Source organism: Desulfonatronum parangueonense, assembly GCF_054656975.1.
On sequence record NZ_BAAHXH010000003.1, the window covers coordinates 2,702,462 to 2,723,251 of the forward strand.

General features: G+C 48.1%; 25 protein-coding genes. 7 read left to right on the plus strand and 18 right to left on the minus strand.

Going from position 1 to position 20,790, the window contains the following annotated elements:
- The first annotated feature begins 167 nt into the window (after window positions 1-167).
- Together ACYQ15_RS12420 and ACYQ15_RS12425 are read left to right on the plus strand one after the other, a co-directional pair.
- Window positions 168-1,271, plus strand: a complete 1,104-nt coding sequence (locus ACYQ15_RS12420) for an integrase core domain-containing protein (protein WP_459937827.1) — start codon at window positions 168-170, stop codon at window positions 1,269-1,271.
- A 1,132-nt stretch (window positions 1,272-2,403) separates the two neighbouring features.
- Window positions 2,404-3,135, plus strand: coding sequence for a hypothetical protein (locus tag ACYQ15_RS12425; protein ID WP_459937828.1), 732 nt, complete (start codon window positions 2,404-2,406; stop codon window positions 3,133-3,135).
- Between the two features lie 805 nt (window positions 3,136-3,940).
- Here ACYQ15_RS12425 and ACYQ15_RS12430 read toward each other — a convergent pair.
- From ACYQ15_RS12430 to ACYQ15_RS12460, 7 genes are all read right to left on the minus strand, one after another.
- Complete coding sequence (locus ACYQ15_RS12430; protein WP_459937829.1) at window positions 3,941-4,153, minus strand: hypothetical protein; 213 nt, start codon at window positions 4,151-4,153, stop codon at window positions 3,941-3,943.
- The gene (locus tag ACYQ15_RS12435; RefSeq protein ID WP_459937830.1) at window positions 4,143-4,475 is read right to left on the minus strand and encodes a PIN domain-containing protein; all 333 of its coding nucleotides are present in this window, start codon (window positions 4,473-4,475) and stop codon (window positions 4,143-4,145) included. The genes ACYQ15_RS12430 and ACYQ15_RS12435 overlap by 11 nt, the downstream gene beginning before the upstream one ends.
- A 208-nt stretch (window positions 4,476-4,683) precedes the next feature.
- Window positions 4,684-5,613, minus strand: a complete 930-nt coding sequence (locus ACYQ15_RS12440; RefSeq protein ID WP_459937831.1) for a transposase — start codon at window positions 5,611-5,613, stop codon at window positions 4,684-4,686.
- A 101-nt stretch (window positions 5,614-5,714) separates the two neighbouring features.
- Window positions 5,715-6,026 (minus strand): transposase, encoded by a 312-nt coding sequence (locus ACYQ15_RS12445; protein ID WP_459937832.1) that lies wholly within the window; start codon window positions 6,024-6,026, stop codon window positions 5,715-5,717.
- A gap of 486 nt (window positions 6,027-6,512) precedes the next feature.
- Window positions 6,513-7,604, minus strand: coding sequence for a MerR family transcriptional regulator (locus tag ACYQ15_RS12450; RefSeq protein WP_459937833.1), 1,092 nt, complete (start codon window positions 7,602-7,604; stop codon window positions 6,513-6,515).
- 294 nt (window positions 7,605-7,898) lie between these two features.
- A complete protein-coding gene (locus tag ACYQ15_RS12455) occupies window positions 7,899-8,801 on the minus strand; it encodes a tyrosine-type recombinase/integrase (protein WP_459937823.1) in 903 nt (300 codons plus the stop codon).
- A 3-nt stretch (window positions 8,802-8,804) separates the two neighbouring features.
- Window positions 8,805-9,050, minus strand: a complete 246-nt coding sequence (locus tag ACYQ15_RS12460) for an Arm DNA-binding domain-containing protein (RefSeq protein WP_459937834.1) — start codon at window positions 9,048-9,050, stop codon at window positions 8,805-8,807.
- Between the two features lie 407 nt (window positions 9,051-9,457).
- On the opposite strand from ACYQ15_RS12460, the gene ACYQ15_RS12465 reads away from it, so the two are divergent.
- Both ACYQ15_RS12465 and ACYQ15_RS12470 read left to right on the plus strand, forming a co-directional pair.
- Window positions 9,458-9,799 carry a type II toxin-antitoxin system RelE/ParE family toxin gene (locus ACYQ15_RS12465; protein ID WP_459937835.1) on the plus strand — a complete coding sequence of 114 codons (342 nt, stop codon included), beginning with the start codon at window positions 9,458-9,460 and terminating at the stop codon, window positions 9,797-9,799.
- Entirely contained in the window at window positions 9,796-10,122 is a 327-nt protein-coding gene (locus ACYQ15_RS12470; RefSeq protein ID WP_459937836.1) for a helix-turn-helix domain-containing transcriptional regulator, read from the plus strand. The genes ACYQ15_RS12465 and ACYQ15_RS12470 overlap by 4 nt, the downstream gene beginning before the upstream one ends.
- Window positions 10,123-10,330: 208 nt before the next feature.
- On the opposite strand, the gene ACYQ15_RS12475 is transcribed toward ACYQ15_RS12470, so the two are convergent.
- The 5 genes from ACYQ15_RS12475 to ACYQ15_RS12495 form a co-directional block, all read right to left on the minus strand.
- Window positions 10,331-10,636, minus strand: coding sequence for an addiction module antidote protein (locus ACYQ15_RS12475; protein ID WP_459937837.1), 306 nt, complete (start codon window positions 10,634-10,636; stop codon window positions 10,331-10,333).
- 3 nt (window positions 10,637-10,639) lie between these two features.
- On the minus strand, window positions 10,640-10,936 hold the full coding sequence (locus ACYQ15_RS12480) for a type II toxin-antitoxin system RelE/ParE family toxin (RefSeq protein ID WP_459937838.1): 297 nt from the start codon (window positions 10,934-10,936) through the stop codon (window positions 10,640-10,642).
- A 61-nt stretch (window positions 10,937-10,997) separates the two neighbouring features.
- Window positions 10,998-11,123: an Rpn family recombination-promoting nuclease/putative transposase gene (locus tag ACYQ15_RS12485; protein ID WP_459937839.1), complete on the minus strand. Its 126-nt coding sequence runs from the start codon at window positions 11,121-11,123 to the stop codon at window positions 10,998-11,000.
- 123 nt (window positions 11,124-11,246) lie between these two features.
- Entirely contained in the window at window positions 11,247-12,173 is a 927-nt protein-coding gene (locus tag ACYQ15_RS12490; RefSeq protein ID WP_459937840.1) for a transposase, read from the minus strand.
- A gap of 87 nt (window positions 12,174-12,260) precedes the next feature.
- Window positions 12,261-12,530, minus strand: coding sequence for a hypothetical protein (locus ACYQ15_RS12495; protein ID WP_459937841.1), 270 nt, complete (start codon window positions 12,528-12,530; stop codon window positions 12,261-12,263).
- Between the two features lie 938 nt (window positions 12,531-13,468).
- On the opposite strand from ACYQ15_RS12495, the gene ACYQ15_RS12500 reads away from it, so the two are divergent.
- The 3 genes from ACYQ15_RS12500 to ACYQ15_RS12510 all read left to right on the plus strand — a co-directional run bounded on the left by ACYQ15_RS12500 (window position 13,469) and on the right by ACYQ15_RS12510 (window position 15,226).
- Window positions 13,469-13,699 carry a hypothetical protein gene (locus ACYQ15_RS12500; RefSeq protein ID WP_459937842.1) on the plus strand — a complete coding sequence of 77 codons (231 nt, stop codon included), beginning with the start codon at window positions 13,469-13,471 and terminating at the stop codon, window positions 13,697-13,699.
- Window positions 13,696-14,328 carry a hypothetical protein gene (locus ACYQ15_RS12505; protein ID WP_459937843.1) on the plus strand — a complete coding sequence of 211 codons (633 nt, stop codon included), beginning with the start codon at window positions 13,696-13,698 and terminating at the stop codon, window positions 14,326-14,328. Before ACYQ15_RS12500 ends, ACYQ15_RS12505 begins: the two co-directional genes overlap by 4 nt.
- Before the next feature lie 70 nt (window positions 14,329-14,398).
- A complete protein-coding gene (locus tag ACYQ15_RS12510) occupies window positions 14,399-15,226 on the plus strand; it encodes a tetratricopeptide repeat protein (RefSeq protein ID WP_459937844.1) in 828 nt (275 codons plus the stop codon).
- A 281-nt stretch (window positions 15,227-15,507) separates the two neighbouring features.
- Here the strand turns inward: ACYQ15_RS12510 and ACYQ15_RS12515 are convergent, their stop codons facing one another.
- The 6 genes from ACYQ15_RS12515 to ACYQ15_RS12540 all read right to left on the minus strand — a co-directional run bounded on the left by ACYQ15_RS12515 (window position 15,508) and on the right by ACYQ15_RS12540 (window position 20,711).
- Window positions 15,508-16,836, minus strand: coding sequence for a hypothetical protein (locus tag ACYQ15_RS12515; protein ID WP_459937845.1), 1,329 nt, complete (start codon window positions 16,834-16,836; stop codon window positions 15,508-15,510).
- A 166-nt stretch (window positions 16,837-17,002) separates the two neighbouring features.
- A complete protein-coding gene (locus ACYQ15_RS12520) occupies window positions 17,003-17,389 on the minus strand; it encodes a hypothetical protein (protein WP_459937846.1) in 387 nt (128 codons plus the stop codon).
- 26 nt (window positions 17,390-17,415) lie between these two features.
- The gene (locus ACYQ15_RS12525; protein ID WP_459937847.1) at window positions 17,416-17,838 is read right to left on the minus strand and encodes a helix-turn-helix domain-containing protein; all 423 of its coding nucleotides are present in this window, start codon (window positions 17,836-17,838) and stop codon (window positions 17,416-17,418) included.
- A gap of 204 nt (window positions 17,839-18,042) precedes the next feature.
- A complete protein-coding gene (locus ACYQ15_RS12530; RefSeq protein WP_459937848.1) occupies window positions 18,043-18,168 on the minus strand; it encodes a hypothetical protein in 126 nt (41 codons plus the stop codon).
- 31 nt (window positions 18,169-18,199) lie between these two features.
- Window positions 18,200-19,264: a MerR family transcriptional regulator gene (locus tag ACYQ15_RS12535; protein WP_459937849.1), complete on the minus strand. Its 1,065-nt coding sequence runs from the start codon at window positions 19,262-19,264 to the stop codon at window positions 18,200-18,202.
- 295 nt (window positions 19,265-19,559) lie between these two features.
- Complete coding sequence (locus ACYQ15_RS12540) at window positions 19,560-20,711, minus strand: site-specific integrase (RefSeq protein WP_459937850.1); 1,152 nt, start codon at window positions 20,709-20,711, stop codon at window positions 19,560-19,562.
- Window positions 20,712-20,790: the final 79 nt, after the last annotated feature.

A 20,790-nucleotide genomic window follows, 5' to 3' on the forward strand; every position in this document is an offset into this window, starting at 1 on the left:
TGTTGATCTCGCTCATAAATACCGATACTAGGCCAGCATTTTGGGCAACGCAAGACCGCGTTTCAAGATCAACCTGACCTTCCGGAGCATCTGTGGAGTCTATTGTCTGGGTAGTGGTATTTCTGTGCGGCTATTTTGCTGGCTTGTGCCATTCTCGGCGGTATCGGATGGACGTGGCTGCGCGTGTTCGGTTGAAATACGAGAAGTATGCCTTGCGGATTGCTCTGGCAGGCTTCACGAACCGTCTATTTTCGAACCAGAACCCCAAGAAAACCAAGCCACCGTGGAGCGTGAAGCTGTCGAAAATACGTCCCGCGTTCTCTGGTTTTCAGAAGCTGATCCTTGCCTTCCTGCACAGAATATCATCTCGTTTGACGCAGTTCATCCAGGTCAGGCCCAAGACCTTGGTCAGTTGGTGGAAGAAACGCCAAGCTTTGATCTGGGCACGAAAGTCGGCAAAGCCAATCGCCAAGCGTGGCAGGCCAGAAGTGCCGGAAGATATCAAGAACCTGGTGCTTTGCCTCAAGAAGGAAGATCCTGGCTATTCTCCACGCAGAATCGCAAATATAATCAAAAGCCAGTTGAAAGTATCAGTTCACCCAAATACTGTCAGGAAAATCCTGAAAAAAGCAGGCTATAAGCCGAATCCGCTGGGGAAGCCGCCCAAATGCCAGCAAGACCCAGGCTGGGAAACCTTCCTGCATTGTCATTTCACGTGCGGCATGGATTTCAAGCAGGTATTCAATATCTGCTGTAAGCCGATGTATATTTTGAACATCATCAACCATGGCACACGCGAGTTGATCTGGATGGCTGCAACCTACCATCCAACGGCGGAATGGGTTGCTCAGCAGCTACGGGAAGCCTTTCCGTTCGACAAGGCTCCGAAGTTCATGGTTGTGGACCGGGACAGCATCTTCGTGCCTGTGGTCAACCAAACCCTTCCAAACATGGGCGTCAAGGTTCTGCGCATCGACTACAAATGTCCGTGGCAGAACGGGATCGTGGAGCGTTTCAACCGAACGCTGCAAGAAGATTTGCTGGATTACATTATCCCGCTGGGCGAGACGCATCTCAACCGGCTTCTGAACGATTTCAAGGTGTACTACAATACGGCTCGGCCCCATATGGCCAAGAGTGGCTTCCCTCCGGTAAAGTCACGTGCCCAGGAGAAATGCCCGAGTCGCTTTCTGCCGCAAGGCTTTGCTGGCCGCAAGCTGGTGTCGTATTCCTGGCTGAACGGCCTGCACCATAGCTACGCTTGGGCGTAGGGCAACGCCTGAAATTGTTTGAAGACTTCGGATCGGCGCACGGCAGCCGAGGGTTTGTTGTGTCCAATGGCTGGGTTGGATAGCTTGAGAGCTGGGTTTTGAGCTGAGCGCATCCCGGATCGGAAAAAATCTGTGACCGAGCAGGGAAAGTGAACGCAAAATTCTGGCTTTAGATTACATGATTTTTAAAAAGTTATGTGGCCTGGTCGCCGGAAAGGGTGCGGCGTTTTATTGGACATTACAGGAAAAATCTGTGACCGAACAGGGATAATGAGCGCGATATGCTGGCCTAAGTGTCATTATTTTTAAAAAATTATGTGAATTGGTCACTGGAAATAGTGTGGCGTTTTATTGGACATTACAGTGGGCAAATATTTAGGAAGCAGGATGCGTTGTCGCTCTATGTGCAAATACAATATGTGCTACATACCTCCCACGCCACTAACTACCCTTCTGGCCAGTTTGCAGGATTTCATTTCAAAACGAGAATTACGCTTTCGGAAAACTTCTCGCGTGAGAGCTACAATCGAATATGGAATGCGTCGAAGAACATATTGCAATCAAGCCGAAGGGGTTTACAAGGCGTGTATATTGTCGCTTTTCAATCCAGTGAGTAGCGAAATTGCATATCTTATGCGTATCACGGAGAGCGTTGCTCAAAGCAGTTCCAAACAATTTTTTACTAAGAAAATAAATTCCCAAAATTAGCTTGACAAAGGTATACACATATGATAAGATAAAATTCTGGCGAATCAATTTTTTTTAATTTTTTTTGAAATGTGAACACAAGATGTCTTCTCAGTCACAATAATTATCGCAGAATTATCAAATTCTGGATAAGGATATCGGCATGTAGACAATAAAAGTTTCTAACAATTCAACCAGGAGAGCAGGTAATGGACATCTTAGGCGAACAAAAATCAACTGTAACATTGGGAAAATATGGTTAATAAAATAAGCAACACATTTCAGGAAGGATATTTATGTTTTTTTGATGATTATTTTTATATGAGAGACAATGGCTGTATGATTTTACTCTATAAGTGATTTTTTTTTTGAATATTTAGTGAGTCTAAAATTTTAGCCTATACTTAACCTGTTGTTTAAACAATTAACATGGAGGAAAAGATTGATGACAACGATCACAAGTTTTATTGGCAATGTTGAGGTTGATAAGTATTTTATGAATTATTTTGAATCCGATGATTCCTTCTCTTTGGTCGATTTTAGAAAATTATTTTCGGATGAAAAACAAAAAGATGTGTTCGAAAGTTTAAAATTTGATATTTTAACAGAACTTTTTGGAGAATGTACTTATGAAAACGAAAAAGCTTATGACGATTTTGATTTTATCTTGAATACTAAATGCGTACAAGCTTACGATACTCTTAACGAAACTGTTAAGAATCAGCTTAAAGCAGCGATAGATTACTATAATGGTGATAATGAAGTTGATGTTCAAATTTTTGCTGGTTATGTCAAATTTTATACTTCAGATATTTACCAGAACTACCCAACAATAGAAGATTTGATTGAAATTGCTGAAGTCGTTTCTAATCGTAACTACAAGATCAAAACTTTTATCAGTGGTTTCAATTGTGATATTGAAAATAGTTTAAAATTATTATTGAGCTATAGTAAAGCCATGTATGTTGTGAATGGAAGTCACGAATACCCTGGTGACAGATTTGTTGTTGAGGATGTGATTAATAATTTTATCTACCATATAGAAAGTGGAAATGATGTAATTCATTTAACAGATGATCAAATTACAAGGCTTCAAAGTATTGCTGATAAAGGTCCTTTTGAATATGAAGAACTTGAGAGGTTTATGGATTTTATGCAGCCTTATATTTGTTATTAATGCTATAGCGTTGCAACAAAATGAATAAAATTCCAAAAACTGGATAAACGTTGCACCACCACACTTTGGTTGAAAAGCTCGTCAATATGGTTGGCGAGCTTTTCTTTTTTTGTTCAGCAACAGGTCCAGTTTTTGGTTTATCATGTTCAGTTATGTTCGGTATTTCTTTACAGAGGACCAGAGCCAAGAAATTTCTCAGTCACCATCTTCGGAGATAGAAAATAAAGCTAAGAGATGAGATTTTGAAGCCGGAGCTGAAGGATGCCGGGATAGGATGACTCCCCTTCTCAGGTTCTCACCAAAAAGAAAGGGAAGCTCGATGGCTTCCCCTTCACTGAGTTTCCGTATTTCGGTCGGTCTTTGTCGTATTTCAATAGAACCAATAGTCAGTCAAATACTTTTGGGAAATCAACCTTTATTTTTGAGATTCAAAAGAGGAAGGCTGTACTTTCTGCGAATGATATCTTCATAAGGAAACCCTATCTTGACTGCAAAATACGCAATCATCCAGGGCTTAGCGCCTTTCAGCATGTGCCACCATCTTTGGATAGTGCCGCAGTTGTTGGATTCTTTGAGATACCAGGTCAGCCGGAAATATTATTGCCGGGAGGATTAGAACGTAAATATACGTTTTGCAGATTTTCTGGAACAAGTATTCGGTTGATGAGCATAGGCATGGACGCCTGTGACAGGTTTCAATCAGTTGCGAGACTGATCGCATTTTGCATTCATGATGTGATCAGCTATGTCAGTGACGCGAACCGTGCCTGCGTCTTTTCAATTACTGTTGTAGTGTGATCAAAAATTATGTTTTTATATTTCCATGGAGGCGAGCGTATTGATTAGCGGCTTTGCTTAACTCTCGCAGGTCCATATCAGGCAGCCCTGTTTTGCGCCATTCTGTGTAATCGAATGGCTCGCGGGAAAGTAATGCGATAAATCGTTCAGCCTCAACGAGACCCAAGTTTGCCACGAGGGTCTGTAATCCGGCTATGCGAATTTCGGTTTCAGTCCTCATACCATTTCTCCAAGTAAGCCAGTGCATCCAGAGGATTAACTGCCCTTATTGTTTTATCATCTCTGATCTTGCTCAAAAGTCTGTCGTCAGTTGTGATAAATTGTGTTGCATTTGCGAACTTGGCACAAGCAACATGGAGAGCGTCGAATGATTTGACTCCGCGTTGAATGTAAGGTTCGGCAAGGGCAATAACTGAATCATCTTCCATAATACGAACTTTCGAGAAATATCTCCATGATTCAATTACTTGCCTACGTTCTTCAAAAGGGTTGAAAGATGCTTCATAATCCAAAATGTACGACCAAACCAGAGAAATCTCCATATTTCTGATCAACTCCTGGATACGCAACTTGGCTTCTGTTTCTAGGCGTATCCGAAGCTGCGTCTGTGCATCGTAAGGCCGGTTAAAACAACACATGTCCAAGTATACCAGCATGTTTCACTAACCTCTTTCAGGAAATCTTGTGTTTTACGTTTGGACATAAGATTAGATCGTAAGGAAGTATCGGAGCCAAGGCAAGATCGGCAAGCTATCCGCCAACCGCACCCGCAAGCCTTTTCATCGAATACACCCCCTCCACTCCCCCAACCGGCGTAAACCTCCGCTCATCCTTGGAATCCAGCAGGTGCTTCACGCCGTTGAACACCTCGGATACGAATTCTTTTGAGCCGATGATCCCTGAATCAGTAAAATACCGGCAGCGGTGGCGGAAAACATCTACTCGGCTCAGGCGGTAGTTCTTCTTGCGCTCCTTTTCGACCACTTCCTTCTTCATCTGTTTGCCCTTCCCGGTGTCCATTGCGCCGGTTTCATACACGAATTGTCGGTACTTGCGGATGATCTCTTTCGGATCAAGTTCGTTCCACTCCTTCAGGCCAAGGTCCAGATCCAAGAAGCCGTGTCGGTTTCCGGTCTGTACCAGATAGCCCAGGCCGGACCAGCGGTAGTTCTCGGGCTTGTCCACGATGCCGGCCCGAACTGGATTCAGATCGATGTAAGCTAAGAGATTCACCAGCGTTTCACCCTGCTGCACGATTACGCTCTTATAGCGGTCTCCCCAGAAATAGCCCTTTCTCCGGTGCTTCTTGTTGTAGTACCTGCCAAAGCTCTGCTTGAACATCCGCATGAATTCCGACAGCGAACACAAACGCTTGCGGTACGCAGGCAAATCGGCTTCCGAAAGATGCGCCGCTTCGCCGCGCTCGGCATGATAACGCTCCCGCACATCGTGATCATCAACGCCGGTTTCCGGATGTACACGCAAGGCCAAGTGAATGTGGTTGCCCATCATGCAATAGCCGAGAATGTCCACGAAGAACATGACCGCGTATTTTTGCAGCAAGTGAACAAGGTAGTCCTTGTCCGCATCGGACAAAGGGAAGCCGGGCAAGGTGGAACGGGAGATTACATGGTAAACGGTGGGCTTATCGGGTCGGAGCATGCGGGATGTTCGAGCCATGGTTTACCTCCGTGGTGAAGGGCGAAGAAGTTGAGCTGAGGGTGATGAGAAGGATGATTGCCGGAGCTTGAGAAAGTTGTCAATAATTTAACTGTCCCCAATTAGTAGTGGTACGCAGGCAAATCGGCTTCCGAAAGATGCGCCGCTTCGCCGCGTTCAGCATGATAGCGTTCTCGCACATCGTGATCATCCACGCCGGTTTCCGGATGCACCCGCAATGCCAGATGGATGTGGTTGCCCATCATGCAATAGCCGAGAATGTCCACGAAGAACATGGCCGCATATTTTTGCAGCAGGTGAACAAGATGGTCCTTGTCCGCATCGGACAGAGGGAAGCCGGGCAGTGTGGAGCGGGAGATTACATGGTAAACGGTGGGCTTGTCGGGTCGGAGCATGCGGGATGTTCGGGCCATGGTTTACCTCCGTGGTGAAGGGCGAAGAGGTTGAGCTGAGGATGACAGGAAGGATGATTGTCGGAGCATGAGAAAGTTGTCAATAATTTAACTGTCCCCAATTCTATAGATTTCGGGCCGCGTTTCGCTGCTCCTTAACATGATCTCTGGCAACAAAGCCAATGATTCCGATGGATATGGATCATGTTAAGCATTTAAGTGGTTTCGGAGGGTCTGGCCACGTCGGTTCGCTGGACCTTCAAGCTGTGCCCTCGCGTCAACCTAAAAAAGAAAAAACCGGGGCAGCTGAGCCACCCCGGCACCTATTACCGAACAGCCTTCTCGATCCTGTCTGAACCTCTCGCATTGCGTTCCACACAAATCCCAAACTGGCACGGGACTAGGCCGGTCTCATTTTGACCTGGACTGGAAGTCCACAGGCCGAGCTCAGCAGCCCTTGGTTGACTTTCCATTTCCAGGGCGACTTCCGGTGTCCAAATTCTAACCTCAAGGTGAGCCGCTGTCCTGAATAAAGCTGCGCAAGGTTCCTCGATTCCAACCTTTCCTGGCAGTCAATGTCGGCACCCCCGCACTGTCGAGAATCCTGACCATGTCGGCAAAGGTCAGTTCGGGGTGCTTGGCCTGCATGGTCTGTATCCAGAGCGTTATGGCTTCCTTTTCGGGCTTGCCCTCGTGGATTGATTTTTTCACAAGGTCCAGGTCAGGGCTATCGGAATATTCCTTTGGGTCTTTGAAGGTTCTGATCCTTTTGCGTTTTGGAACGGCATCACCAGCATCACCGGCGTCGTCAAAATTGACATGCTCCAGTTTCACCTGGATCTTTTCGAGGTCCAGCTCCGTTCCCGCAGCCGGGGCCTCGATACCGAGATCGGATTCCAGCTTCGCAGTTCGGGCCTGTAGCTCGACGGCAACCTTATAGTACTGCGTCAGCGCGGAGTTGATCTGCGGGATGATCCCGGAAATTTGGGAGAGGAGTCGGGATTCGAGGTGTGAGAGGGATTGGTCTACCTCGTCGCGCAGTCTGTTCTCAAGATTTTTCAAGGCTTGACCCTCTAATTCATGTAAGTCTTTCGTCTTCTCGGCTACCGCAGGGTGACTAGGTCTGGCCGTATTATCTATCTTTTCCGTTCCTACGGTCGGAGTGTCTGTGCCTGAAAGAAGGAAAGAAGGAGAGAAAGAAGGAAAGCCAGAAGGAAGTACATCAAGAAGGACAGAAGGAAAGATAGAAAGATCGAAGGAAGGTAAGAAAGAAGAACCGAAAGAACGAGAGAAAGAAGGACCGACAGAAGGAAAGACGGAAGGAGAGAAAGAAGGAACATCTCTTGTGTAATGCTCCGGATGCTGCCTGCGCCAATTGTCTAGGAGGCTATAGACATCTTCATTGGCGACGCCATCGGATTTCAACTCAAGAATTTTGTTAAATATTTCAATGTTGATTGGCAAATATCGTGTCTGTCTGCCTTGGTCTTGAACGACCAAGAATTCCTTGAAAACGTCTTTATAGTTGTAGAGCGTCTTGTAATTGACGCCCAATTTCTGGGCAATATCAGTGAGCGTATACAACTGCTTCTCGTTCATATCATCAACCTCCTTGTTAACGGACCCATTTACAACCGGCCCGCCATCAATTTGTTAACAAATAAGGGTGATGTCGGCTGGTATCGTAGATATCCACCTTCATCACCCACTGCTCGACCCACCAAATATGGGCACATACTTTCACTGCAAAATCATAACCTATCGGAATTTAATAATATTTATTCTGCCTCTTCAGTGGCACGATCTCCACCCACTATATACCCACCAGCGCAGGGTGGGTATTAACAAACGAAAGTGAATTATCTCGTATAGTTCACCCCAAATTTTCACCCATCATATACCCACCAGCGTGTCCATAATCTTCGTTGCTTCAGACAAGGTGCCGTGTGTCAGATGTGCATATCTTTGCGTAGTTGATATCTGCGAATGCCCCAGTAGCTTCTGCACTTCGTAGAGGGATCTGCCACTGTTCACCAGAAAAGATGCGTAGCTGTGCCGGAGATCGTGCAGGCGAACGTCTGGGATTCCAGCTGCCTTTCTGATCCGATTCCAGGTGGAGAAGAAGTACAGCAAGGGCTTGCCCGTTTTGGGGTTCGGGAAAACATACTTGGAGCCGTTGTTTTGCCTCCGTGTCAGCACTTCCACCGCTCTGTCTGACAAGGGAATGGTTTTGGGTCTTTTGGCTTTGTTGCGTGATGCGGGAAGCGTCCATGTGGCTTTTTCCAGGTTCAGCTCCTTCCATTCCAGTTCGACAACTTCGGATTTTCTGGCCCCAGTAACCATGAGTAACTCAACAATGTCCGGCACAACGTCACTGCTACATTCCTTGAGCGCGGTCAGCAGGCGCTGCATCTCCTCGACGGTAAGAAACCGCTCCTTTTGATTGTTGTCCGCCAACTTTGGGATGTGCCGGGCCGGTGACTTGTCGATAATCTCCCAGCGTTCGGCCAGGCTGAAAATGTATTTCACTATGGCCATGTTGCGATTTACCGAACCCGGTTTCAGACCTCCAGCGGAAAGCTTGTTCTGTAGGTCCACCAGGTCATGTTTGCTGATGTCGCTGAGCTTCTTCTGGCCCCACAGCTTCATCATGCGTTGCTCAATGGCAGTCTGATCGTACTCCCAGGTCCGCTTGTAGGTTTTGATGTATGGGATGTAATTATTCTTCACGAAGTCACGAAATGTCGGGATCGCCTTCAGCTTTGTCTGGGCCTGGTGGGGATCAAAGCCGATCACTGACTAGCTTTTCATTGTTTTTGCGATATTGCGAGCATCTTCAACACCGATGGTTTGCGGTGTGCCAATCTTGATCTGTTTCAGATTCCCGGAATTGTCTCTGTACCTCAGATAGAATGTGGACGTGCCTGTACTACGCACTTCCAGCAGAAAGCCCTGAAGTTGAGTGTCAAAGTAATCGATCTTGGCTTTATTTTCCGGCAACGGCGGATCAGCAACAAACGCCGGACGCAAGTGTACCTTGGGCATAAAATAACCTCCTGAAAAAGTTAAAGCCACCCTGGATGCTTCCAGAGCGGCTTGGTGATGGTTTCCTTGGGATGCTAGAGAGGTCCCTTTGGAGCTTATAACAACTTCAGGCAGGTATTTTTGAAAAAGAGAAGAGAAGTGAGGCAGATTGGTGATCGAAAGTGGCCGCAATCAGTCACATGCAGGCAGAGGGCTCGAGGATCGATTTTACAGCAACCTATACCATCTGGCATACCGATCTGTGCCGAGAGAGGCCTGAAGGCTGTAAATGGCAAATCTGAGGAACGTTTTTACGAGGAAAAGCAGTATTTATGGATAGTAATAAGCATCAGGAAGTCGTGGCTTGAAGCGGACTAGGGCTTGCCTGATGGTACCATATATGTTACTTGTTTGGCATGGCAATAGTAGTGCGGGAATACGTAGACGAGACTGGCCGAAATCACTTCAGGGAATGGTTCGATGACTTGGCGGTCGAATATGCGGCAAAAGTCACAGCTGCTCGCTCCCGGATGATGGCTGGAAATCTGTCGAACCTGAAAACAGTTGATGGCTCCCTCAAGGAGTTCAAAATTGACTGGGGACCGGGAATTCGTATCTATCTTGTGCAGGAGAGAAATACATTGATTGTTCTGTTATGCGGTGGTGTGAAGTCAGGGCAAAACGCGGATATCCAAAAGGCCAAAAGACTGAGAGATGAATACGCGAGGCGCAAAGCCGAATTCAAACAGCAACAAAAGAGAACACCATGATCCAGATAACCGTTGATTCAGCTGAAACCGTCCAGGCGCGGATCAAGAAAGATCGTGCCTTTGCCGAAGCCTTGTTGCGAGAAGCCGCCGACATGTTCCTCAATGGTGAAGCCGAAGCTGCCAGACTGCTGTTGCGGGAGGTGGTCAGCGCAACTGTGGGGTTCGAGCAAATCGCGGCAGAAACAAAGCGCCCTAGCAAAAGCGTTCATCGAATGCTATCGGCGCGTGGCAATCCTACGATGGAAAGCCTTTCTGCAGTTTTTGCCGCCACCCGAAAAGTCCTGAACGTGCGATTTCAGACAAATACAATTCATCACGCGTAGGCGATGCAGATATGGTTTGGCAGAGCAAACATGGGACAAGGTTCTGAGCGGATAGGGAATTAGTGAAGGCTGATTTCTGGTCAGATTTTTCAGTGGCCAGTGAGAAAGGCAAAATGAAAGGTGATGGTGATTGCCTTTTTCAGGTTCTCACCAAAAAGAAAGGGAAGCTCAATGGCTCCCCTATTCACTAATTCAACTTTTCAAGTCTTCACGTATGCATCGGTTGCGCCACCAGCTTCACCCCAAGGGCCGAGCAGACCTTGGCCACAGTCTCGAAGCGCGGATGGGCATTGGGCCGCAGCGACTTATATAGCGCCTCCCGAGATAATCCTGCTGTCTTGGCGATCTCGGTCATTCCACGAGCACGGGCTACGTCTCCCAAGGCAGCGGCCAACAAACCTGGGTCGTTCTCTTCAAGTATAGCCGTCAAGTACGCCGCAATGTCCTCTTCGTCCCGCAAATACTCGGCTGGGTCGAAATCCGGCAGTTCCGACACCTTAATTCGTTCGGTCATGGCTCAATCCTCCAGTCTCGCGGCGAGTTTTATCGCCTTGGCAATGTCGGCTGCTTGAGTTGATTTGTCGCCGCCGCCGAGCATCACAATTATCATCTGGCCACGCTGCACAGCGTACATTCGCCATCCAGGGCCGAAATGTTCCCGCAACTCAAAAACACCTTCACTCAGTTGCTTGACATCTCCAAGGTTGCCCAAGGATACCTTGCGCAAGCGAGCACTGAGGCGTTGCCGGGTTGTACGATCTTTCAAACCTTCGAGCCAAGCAGAAAAGGCATCGGTGCATTTGATCAAATACATGACGAAAGTGTAGTCAATTAGCTACACCAAAGCAAGAAGGACCGGAAACACGTTCACGTAACTAGGCGGACAGGACATGCTTCAATACCTTGGCCGGAAGGTAGTTGGCCAGGAAGTCGGCAGCGACCTCCTTGTGGCTCATGGTTTCCCGGAAGAAGGTGTCGTGCTTTTTGTTTATCTCGCTCATGGGAGGCAACGTAGTGGATCAAAAGAGCCGATGCAAGATCGCCACTCACCGGAATACGCACAACGGACTCTAGCGAGTCTTCGAGCGAGCGAGAGGCCATAACAACCTGATAACAAATAACAATTAACCAATAACAGCCGATAGGCGTTTCATCGAATACACACCCTCCACTCCCCCAACCGGCGTAAACCTCCGCTCATCCTTTGAATCCAGCAAGTGCTTCACGCCGTCGAACACCTCGGCCACGAACTCCTTAGAGCCGATAATCCCTGAATCAGTAAAATACCGGCAGCGGTGGCGGAAAACGTCCACACGGCTGAGGCGATAGCCTTTCTTACGCTCCTTTTCGACCACTTCCTTCTTCATCTGCTTGCCTTTGCCGGTGTCCATGGCTCCAGTTTCATAGACGAACTCCCGGTACTTCCGGATGATCTCTTTCGGATCAAGTTCGTTCCACTCCTTCAGGCCCAGGTCCAGATCAAGCAGCCCATGCCTGTTGCCGGTCTGCACCAGATACCCAAGGCCGGACCATCGGTAGTTCTCGGGCTTGTCCACGATGCCGGCTCGAACCGGATTCAGGTCGATGTAGGCCAACAGGTTTACCAGCGTCTCACCCTGCTGCACGATTACGCTCTTGTAGCGGTCTCCCCAGAAATAGCCTTTTCTCCTGTGCTTCTTGTTGTAGTATCGGCCAAAGCTTTGCTTGAACATACGCATGAATTCAGAAAGCGAGCACAGCCGCTTGCGATAAGCCGGTAGGTCGGCTTCGGAAAGATGAGCCGCTTCGCCGCGTTCAGCATGATAGCGTTCTCGCACATCGTGATCATCAACGCCGGTTTCCGGATGCACCCGCAAGGCCAAGTGAATGTGGTTGCCCATCATACAGTAGCCGAGGATGTCCACGAAGAACATGGCCGCGTATTTTTGCAGCAAGTGTACAAGGTGGTCCTTGTCCGCGTCGGACAGAGGAAAGCCGGGCAGTGTCGAACGGGAGATTACATGGTAAACGGTTGGCTTGTCGGGTCGGAGCATGCGGGATGTTCGGGCCATGATTTACCTCCGTGGTGAAGGGCGAAGAGGTTGAGCTGAGGGTGATGGGAAGGATGATTGCCGAAGTTTGAGGAAGTTGTCAATAATTTAACTGTCCCCATTTCCGCTGCTGGCGATCGTACCCTGCGTGTCGTCACCAACTGGTAATCCCCATGTCACAGCCTGACTTGGTTCAAGACCAGAAAGCAATTGAGCCAAAGCTTCCGGGGTAGACACCTCTTTGACTTCAAAGTGGCCCTTGCACAACACACCGCCAGAATCTTTGGCCAGCATATTCTCATCATCAATATAAAACATCTTGGAAAGACGAGTGGGGATTATAGCCGTTATGATTGTAGCCTTTGCCGTAGTGTTCATATGTTTTAAACCTCAATTATTTTGAATGTTGGTAGGAATTTTCTTAACACGATAAACTGAGCCGACGTAGTTACACATGTCCGAAAAAGTACCATGGCTTTAAAGCCTTGCGAATTTTAATCTGTACTCCATTCAATAGTGATACGTCTCTGCTTTGCCCTTGCTCGGCAAAGCTGAAAGAAGAGGAATTTTGAATGCAGAACCGTCCTGCGCACAAAACTTGTTGGCAGCGATGCTGAATAGAATTCGCGGATTGGGACGGCCTTACGGAGTGAGTGATGGAGTGGGGGCTTCTATGGCCAGTTTTTTCCCGCAGCAAATTGTTCATATTAAACAATGCTCAAGTTGAATGCGGAATTTAACTGTCTTGGCGAAAGTTTTTTTGATTTTGTATTTTTATGTGAAGTAACTATTTGATATTATGTTTAATTTTACGAAAAAATAGTTTGCGCTACCACTGGTTTGAGCACACCTAAGTAGAAAATGCTGATACTCGCGTGCGCTTATGTTACAGTGAGTGTTACTTCGACTCTCGGTGCCGTTACAGCAATGATGACGGGGGGTAATTATTTTTCGGTCATGTACGACTTATTCAGGAAGTGTTAGTTCTCTGCTACAGCTATATACCCTCGTCTTATACTTCTTTGCATTACTACCGTGTAATATAGCCATTACGCGCAGCTGTATCTTTGTCACCTGGATTAATGCATACAAACAAGAAAAACGCGTTGCAGGGGTATCATAGGGCCAAATAGGGCCATGCCGTACATACAGTGCAAACCTTTGCAAAGGTGCCTTACGGAAGTCATCAGCATATCTGCATCATTGAATCCTAAAAATAATTTTTTGAATCTAGTTAACAAATACGTTTTTTGGGCGCATTATTTACTATAGGTTAGGGAAAGAAATGAAACACACACAAGTCAAAGGACACAGCTATGGAAATTCAGGAGTTGGACAACCAAGTTGGCGCTACGAGAGAGCACCGTGGGATGCGGAAGGTGGGTGCGCCCGCCGGCAATACCAACGCAAAGAAGCATGGCTTCTATAGCAAGGGGGCTAAAAAAGACTGGGAGGAGATGGATTCCCTGATACGGGAGTGTCACCGGCTGCTGCAGAAAATTGAGTCTGGTGAATTGCAGTTTTCCGGACAGGCGCACACGTCATGAGTACCGAAGCCGCGTTCGATGGTTCGCTTTCGCTCGGTGCGCTGTTCGACTATTTTACTCAGCCGCGATTTGCTCCGGCCTTCCCCGAATCGCCCGAACCGGAGGAATCTCTGGCCAAGGCTTTAGGCGTGGAAGAGCCCGAAGACGGTGAGCTTGTGGAATACATCCCGCGTGTAGTGCCGCAGCAGCAAACGCCATCGGCAAACCTCGCTGGAAATACAAGGTCAAGCTTGGCTGGAGCAAAGTCTAACCTTGTCGATATGTTCATTTTGAATTCAGCGTGGCCGGTTTTCTCTGCGGCTTCTCACCAGACGGCAGACGATAAACAAAGCCAGTATTTTGCTTTTGTGAAGGAGGTTGCTCCGGAATCGGCGTTGGAGGGCATTGTAGTCGCTCAGCTGCTTGTGCTTCACTTACAGGCAATGCAGCAGTTCAGAAGCGCCAATAGTGTCTCGTCTCAGGAAAGTGCGGATAGGTACAACAAGGCCGGACAGAGGCTGCTGAAGCAGTTTTCGGATACCTTGAAGTCCTTGCAGAGGCTGAAAGGACAGCATGGGAAACAGGAGGTTATCGTTAAGCACGTGAACGTGATGGCGAACCAAGCCATCGTAGGTGACGTTGTACGGTAATCTAGACTAAGGTTTAACGCCACAGTGGCAGATTCAAAGCACATTTAACGCGTTCATGAGGGTTGGCGAAATGTCCGACAAAGAGACCGTTGCATCAGATAAGCAGCAAAATCAGATAGACTGCTCTAAAGTGCTTGATAAAGTTCGGCAGAAAATAGAGACCGGAAAATATGAAGATGCTCTGTACATCTCTAAAAAGGTGTCCAGGTACGCTTCTCGAAATTTTGGAAATGGGCATCATTATGTTCATGAGGCAATACATTTGCATGGAAAGACCTATCATAAAATGGGAAAGCTGAATGAAGCCAGGGCGTACTTCACCGAACTTCTCGAATTGATTGAAAGCACTTGTGGTGAAAACGATTCGGAAGAATGTGCCATGATTTGGTATGATTTGGGGAAAGTACTTATTGATCAGGGTAATTTTACTTTGGCTTCCGTGAAGTTGGAGCGAGCAGCTAGAATTATTTCTCGTTCAGGATGCTACTGTTCCGCAAAAGCGGATATCTATATCGATTGGGCAGTGGCTCTTGTCGAGCAAAACGACTTCTATAGAGGGAGGCAGAGTTTCGAAACTGGCTTTAGAATGCACGAATATTCGTATTCTGAAAAAACGAAATTACTTGAAATCTTGGCTAGGTTCAGCCAAGTGGTTGCGCGTAAGTGTGATATTCTTGAAGCCAAGCCTTACCTGTGTCGTTACGTAAGGAGGTCGAGAGGAATGGAATGTGACCAACTATACATCAACTCGCATCCTATTCACAGCTTTGACGACATTGATTTTGTTTACGACCAAGTCAACAACAGCAGGAATATCAACTTGGGTAGAATTGACGGCGTGTTTGTTCCCACGTTTCTGAAGAGGCATGTTGAGGAGGCATCGCGACTGGCGGCTTAGACCTGCAAGGAGCTGTGATCGCCAGCCTTTGGTGCCCGGACTGGACCATGGGAATACGTGCCATGGCTTTTACAGTTTCATGGCTTTGATCTGGCCACCATCCGGACACAGATCACCAATAATTACGGGAGATATAGATAGCTGTCCGTGTATCCGGCGATTTTAAGGTGATGCCCGCCTAGCAGCCCTGTCTTTCTGGCGACTCATGGTGAGGCCCCTGCCAGGCATAGCCCCTGCCAAGCAGGAGCATATGCCCAAAAAATGCCGGATACCCGGACAGCTTATTCCAACCCCAAGTTATACATGTTGAAATGCTCTCCGCCCGGTAGCCAAGCCATGTCGCCGGTAAGCTCGAAAGGACTTGGAAGTCCTTTTGCTTCATGGACTCGAATATAGGCTCCTCCACCATTGCCCTGCTTCGCACGTCTGGCACGTGCTTCATTACTAAACTGGTTCCCATTTTTATCGGTCCAGAGCAGAGCGCCGGATTTGACCCGCTTAATCACATTGTCCGATACCGTTGACTTGGGAATCCCAAGTTTCCTGGCCAAGTCCGTCAGTGACATCGGACCTTCCTCGCGGACAGTGTCAATGTACACGTCAGGCTTGGTGGGACCGCCCTGAAGCCGTTCAATGACCGAGTTGTTGATCAGTTGGTACGCCATCGCATAGTCCGGCAACTCAGCAGTCAGGACACCCTCATTATTTTCCCATCGCTGACCTTGGTAGAGGACAGTGATGGTCATAATCGAAGATATTATCCGTTTGAAGTTTCGGAGTGCTCCGTCAGTAGGTATAGTGTTCAACTCCAAATATTTTTCCAGTATTTCGCTGATAAACGGGATTTCTACTTGCTTTGGTACTAGCCATGCATGAAAGTTCCGCCATTCATTCAACTTTTCTTCGCTGATCTTCTTTTTCCGATTTGTTGCTGAGGCCGCCATTTGCTTCAGTGCGTCGTAGGTGGCTTCCACCGAGTCATTCGGGTGGATGGTGAACAATCGGTCTTCAAGCTGGTACTCAAGTTCAGGGGCCGTGGTTGTCGTGATGAAGGAAATGGGACCTCTGACTGTGTGCCTGACCAAGCATCTTTCTCCATTAGAGCCAGCTGTGGTGATATGGGTGTAGTAACCTTCCGAGATCAAAGACCGAACAATTCCGGCAGCTTCTTTGTTCTTGGCCAGATAATCAGCCTCGGTAATGATCAGCACTCGGAAACTGAGATCGTCCCCCATGTATATAAGGGCCTTTGGGGACATGCTGTACAATTGGAAATAGGCACTTTCCGGGTACAGCTTCAGCGTTATCTCCAAGGGAAACGATTTTCCTTTGCCTGGTCCCCCAGAATTCTTCACATGGACGTTCTCTGGCGGGTTCCCTCCGGAATCAACAAGACGGCTATCCATTCCGAGGTTGTACATAGCAACTGCCCTTCTCGAGCCGGGAGAGCACTGACTACAGATTACGTCAATCTTCTTCCTCAGTAATTTGGGATCACCCGCGATCCCATCCAACCTGATTACTTCTTCGTTGAACTCCAGAGCCTTCTGAAAGCATACCTCCCGCGAGTTGTTCATTGGCATGATGTCCTTAGTCGATTCTTCGAGCATACAATCTCCTGTCATGGTTAATGTTTATCTGATTTCTTCAACGCGACTCAATCGGCCATTACTCCGAGGCCCTCTGTGGGGGGGAGCATTTCCTCCCCCCGGTCTTTTGCAAAAGCTGTCCAGTGAGCCTCAAACCGTCTTCCACCCCTTCACCATAGAGCTCGAATTACTTTCGAATATTTCCGCGATCAATCAAGTCTGTGAACCTACCATATGGACCAATTCCCTGTCCTCTCAACAACTCACAGTCGCAGTACCATCCTTTTTCCCTTAAGTAGTCCAATGTACCACCGACATCGATACCTCGCATATTCTTCAAAAGGGCACGCGTAATATACAAGTCGGCGGTGTCAGGTGAACATTCGAAAAAGTAGAAGCTGTGTTTCTTCATGGCCAAATCCTGCAGATTATAGATAAGCCAGCTCCACAAGATGTGTTCCATTGTGAGCACCTCCCTTTCTTCTGCGACTATTTGCACTCTTCCCTCCTTGTTAGATGTCGAGTGGATGTCCAACCCACCGTGAAAAATAGTCCCTCCGCCGATTTCTTTCATAAATCTCCTTTTCCGGTTGAGTGTTTCTATCTGTAATAATTTCCCGCCCGATCCAAATAGGCTTCCGCCGCTGCAAGGTAGGTTGAACCAGGCCGGAGCATGTTCTTGGCCACGTCGTACCGCAGTTTCGTGATCTTCGTTAGGCCCAAGATCATTCCGATAAGTACTGCCACTGCCTCAAACCCATCTTTCTTCCAAATTGAGTCTTGAACGACTCGAACAAAATCTTCGTCATGAGTCATTTCTTCTATGTCTTCGATCGCCTTGATAGAGTCCTTGCCTGGAAGATTTCTCTCCTGTTCCCATCCCGCAACGGTGCTCGTCTGAACCTGCAGGAGTCTTGCGAATTGTTCTTGAGTATGGTCAAGCTTTCCCCGTATTTCCTTGATCTTCAACGCCATTGCCGCTTTTTGCTTTTCTTTGTGCTTGTCTTTTGCTTCTTGATCCAATAGAGCCCTCCTTGGAGTGAGTACGAACAACACAGCGATGAACAACTACGAACTTTCGTGGTTGATGTCAAGAGTGGGGGCAAAAATTTCGTGTATTTTTTTCGATAGTCGGGCAGAACTTGTCGCTGAGCCGCCCCCCTGTCCATCCAATATGCTTTAAAATTACCAAGTTGAGCGTTCCCATCAGATGCCCGGCTGCTTTCATCACATCCCGAGAGGCCCTTCCACGGCGCGGTAATGACGACTGCTAAAAAAAAGCCGGGGCAGATAAACCACCCCGGCATCCCCTTCCAGTCCGTTCCGCACCTCACCACTCCGAAGCCAGGGCATCCTTTATTGTCCCCGGCCCCAACTCCGCTGGTCAGTCTGGTTCTGACTGCTGTTGCTCCATAAGCAGGCTCCTCAGGGTTCCCCGATTCCAGCCTTTCCTGGCACTCAGCGTCGGCACCCCGGCATGGTCGAGTATTCTGGCCATATCCGAAAAGCTCAACTCGGGGTGCTTGGCCTGCATGGCCTGTATCCAGTGAGTTACGGCTTCCCTCTCGGGTTTGCCCTCGTGGATTGATTTCTTCACAGGGTCCAGGTCTGGGCTGTCGGAATAGTCCTTTGGGTCTTTGAAGGTTCTGGTCCTTTTGCGTTTTGGACCGGCATCCCTGGCATTATGCTCGGCGTTGCCGGCATTATCGACATCGTCAAAATCGACATGCTCCATCTTGACCTGAATTTTTTCGAGGTCCAGTTCTGTTCCCATAAAGTGTTCGCCTCCCACGCCGAGGTCTGACTCCAGCTTCTTGATTCTGGCCTGAAGCTCGACGGCAACCTTATAATACTGCGTCAGCGCGGAATTGATCTGAGGGATGATCCCGGAGATCTGGGAGAGGAGTCGGGATTCGAGGCGGGAGATGGATTGGTCGGTCTGGTTCTGGATGGTTTCGAGAAGGTTTGGATCGGTCTGGATCGATCCGGATTGATCCGGATTGATCTGGATCGGTCTGGAGTGGTCTGGATCGGCATAAACTAGTTCGGATTGATCTGGATTGATCTGGATTAATCCAAGCTGCTCCAGATTGGTTTGGATCAATCTGGATTGGTCTGGATCGGTCTGGATCAGTCCAGATTGATCTGGATTGATCTGTCTCAGATTGCTGACCCAGGACGCGACCCACTCCTTTATATCGTCGTCATCTGGAACTGGTTCCTGGCCGGTCAATATTTTCCTGATCATCTCAAAGGTGTACCCTTCCTCACGCAACATAGCGACGAGGCTGAATAAATCCTTGCACTCGGGCGGGTATTTGTTGAACTGGCCTCCGTTTCTTCCTGGGAGAAGGCTTTGAATCTGGTTCTTGTAGTTGACCACGATTCGATAATTCAGGTTCAACTCCCTGGCAATTTCCCGCAACGACAACAGACTTTTCTCGTTCATATCATCAACCTCCTTGTTAGCGGACCCAAATACAACCCGGCCCGCCATCGATTTGTTAACAAATAAGGGTGATGCCGGCTGGTATCGTAGATATTCACCTTCATCACCCTCTGCTCGACCCACCAAATATGGGCACATACTTTCACTGCAAAATCATAACCTATCGGATTTTAATAATATTTACCCTACCCTTTCAGTAGCACGATCTCCACCCACCATATACCCACCAGCGTAGGGTGGGTATTAACAAACGAAAGTGAATTATCTCGTATAGTTCACCCCAAATTTTCACCCATCATATACCCACCAGCGTGTCCATAATCTTCGTTGCTTCGGACAATGTGCCGTGTGTCAGATGTGCATATCTTTGCGTGGTTGATATCTGCGAATGCCCCAGTAGCTTCTGCACTTCGTAGAGGGATCTGCCGCTATTCACCAGAAAAGAAGCGTAGCTGTGCCGGAGATCATGCAGGCGAACGTCGGGGATTCCGGCTGCCTTTCTGATCCGATTCCAAGTGGAGAAGAAGTACAGCAAGGGCTTGCCGGTTTTAGGGTTCGGGAAAACATACTTGGAGCCGTTGTTTTGCCTCCGTGTCAGCACTTCCACCGCTCTGTCTGACAAGGGAATGGTTTTGGGCCTTTTGGTTTTGTTGCGTGATGCGGGAAGCGTCCATGTGGCCTTCTCCAGGTTCAACTCTTTCCACTCCAGTTCGACAACCTCGGATTTTCTGGCCCCGGTAACCATCAGTAACTCAACAATATCCGGCACAACGTCACTGTTGCATTCCTTGAGCGCGGTCAAAAGGCGCTGCATCTCCTCGACGGTGAGAAACCGCTCCTTTTGATTGTTCTCCGCCAACTTTGGGATGTGCCGGGCCGGGGACTTGTCGATAATCTCCCAGCGTTCGGCCAGGCTGAAAATGTATTTCACGATGGCCATGTTGCGATTTACCGAACCCGGTTTCAGGCCTCCAGCGGAAAGCTTGTTCTGTAGGTCCACCAGGTCATGTTTGCTGATGTCGCTCAGCTTTTTCTGGCCCCACAGCTTCATCATGCGTTGCTCGATGGCAGTCTGATCGTACTCCCAGGTCCGCTTGTAGGTTTTGATGTACGGAATGTAATTATTCTTCACGAAGTCACGAAATGTCGGGATCGCCTTCAGCTTTGTCTGGGCCTGGTGGGGATCAAAGCCGATCACTGACTGGCTTTTCATTGTCTTTGCGATATTGCGAGCATCTTCAACCCCGATTGTTTGCGGTGTGCCGATTTTGATCTGTTTCAGATTTCCGGAATTGTCTCTGTACCTCAAATAAAATGTGGACGTGCCGGTACTGCGCACTTCCAGCAGAAAGCCCTGAAGTTGAGTGTCAAAGTAATCGATCTTGGCTTTATTTTCCGGTAACGGCGGATCAGCAACAAATGCCGGACGCAAGTGTACCTTGGGCATGAGATTACCTCCTGAAAAAGTTAAAGCCGCCCTGGATGGTTCCAGAGCGGCTTGGGGATGGTTTCCTTGGGATGCTAAA

Excerpts from the sequence above, each read along its gene's own strand:
- ACYQ15_RS12420 (WP_459937827.1), top strand. The coding sequence starts at position 168 with ATGGACGTGGCTGCGCGTGTTCGGTTGAAATACGAGAAGTATGCCTTG.
- ACYQ15_RS12425 (WP_459937828.1), top strand. The coding sequence starts at position 2,404 with ATGACAACGATCACAAGTTTTATTGGCAATGTTGAGGTTGATAAGTAT.
- ACYQ15_RS12430 (WP_459937829.1), bottom strand. The coding sequence starts at position 4,153 with ATGAGGACTGAAACCGAAATTCGCATAGCCGGATTACAGACCCTCGTG.
- ACYQ15_RS12435 (WP_459937830.1), bottom strand. The coding sequence starts at position 4,475 with ATGGAGATTTCTCTGGTTTGGTCGTACATTTTGGATTATGAAGCATCT.
- ACYQ15_RS12440 (WP_459937831.1), bottom strand. The coding sequence starts at position 5,613 with ATGGCTCGAACATCCCGCATGCTCCGACCCGATAAGCCCACCGTTTAC.
- ACYQ15_RS12445 (WP_459937832.1), bottom strand. The coding sequence starts at position 6,026 with ATGGCCCGAACATCCCGCATGCTCCGACCCGACAAGCCCACCGTTTAC.
- ACYQ15_RS12450 (WP_459937833.1), bottom strand. The coding sequence starts at position 7,604 with ATGAACGAGAAGCAGTTGTATACGCTCACTGATATTGCCCAGAAATTG.
- ACYQ15_RS12460 (WP_459937834.1), bottom strand. The coding sequence starts at position 9,050 with ATGCCCAAGGTACACTTGCGTCCGGCGTTTGTTGCTGATCCGCCGTTG.
- ACYQ15_RS12470 (WP_459937836.1), top strand. The coding sequence starts at position 9,796 with ATGATCCAGATAACCGTTGATTCAGCTGAAACCGTCCAGGCGCGGATC.
- ACYQ15_RS12475 (WP_459937837.1), bottom strand. The coding sequence starts at position 10,636 with ATGACCGAACGAATTAAGGTGTCGGAACTGCCGGATTTCGACCCAGCC.
- ACYQ15_RS12480 (WP_459937838.1), bottom strand. The coding sequence starts at position 10,936 with ATGTATTTGATCAAATGCACCGATGCCTTTTCTGCTTGGCTCGAAGGT.
- ACYQ15_RS12485 (WP_459937839.1), bottom strand. The coding sequence starts at position 11,123 with ATGAGCGAGATAAACAAAAAGCACGACACCTTCTTCCGGGAAACCATG.
- ACYQ15_RS12490 (WP_459937840.1), bottom strand. The coding sequence starts at position 12,173 with ATGGCCCGAACATCCCGCATGCTCCGACCCGACAAGCCAACCGTTTAC.
- ACYQ15_RS12495 (WP_459937841.1), bottom strand. The coding sequence starts at position 12,530 with ATGAACACTACGGCAAAGGCTACAATCATAACGGCTATAATCCCCACT.
- ACYQ15_RS12500 (WP_459937842.1), top strand. The coding sequence starts at position 13,469 with ATGGAAATTCAGGAGTTGGACAACCAAGTTGGCGCTACGAGAGAGCAC.
- ACYQ15_RS12505 (WP_459937843.1), top strand. The coding sequence starts at position 13,696 with ATGAGTACCGAAGCCGCGTTCGATGGTTCGCTTTCGCTCGGTGCGCTG.
- ACYQ15_RS12510 (WP_459937844.1), top strand. The coding sequence starts at position 14,399 with ATGTCCGACAAAGAGACCGTTGCATCAGATAAGCAGCAAAATCAGATA.
- ACYQ15_RS12515 (WP_459937845.1), bottom strand. The coding sequence starts at position 16,836 with ATGCTCGAAGAATCGACTAAGGACATCATGCCAATGAACAACTCGCGG.
- ACYQ15_RS12520 (WP_459937846.1), bottom strand. The coding sequence starts at position 17,389 with ATGAAAGAAATCGGCGGAGGGACTATTTTTCACGGTGGGTTGGACATC.
- ACYQ15_RS12530 (WP_459937848.1), bottom strand. The coding sequence starts at position 18,168 with ATGCCCTGGCTTCGGAGTGGTGAGGTGCGGAACGGACTGGAAGGGGAT.
- ACYQ15_RS12535 (WP_459937849.1), bottom strand. The coding sequence starts at position 19,264 with ATGAACGAGAAAAGTCTGTTGTCGTTGCGGGAAATTGCCAGGGAGTTG.
- ACYQ15_RS12540 (WP_459937850.1), bottom strand. The coding sequence starts at position 20,711 with ATGCCCAAGGTACACTTGCGTCCGGCATTTGTTGCTGATCCGCCGTTA.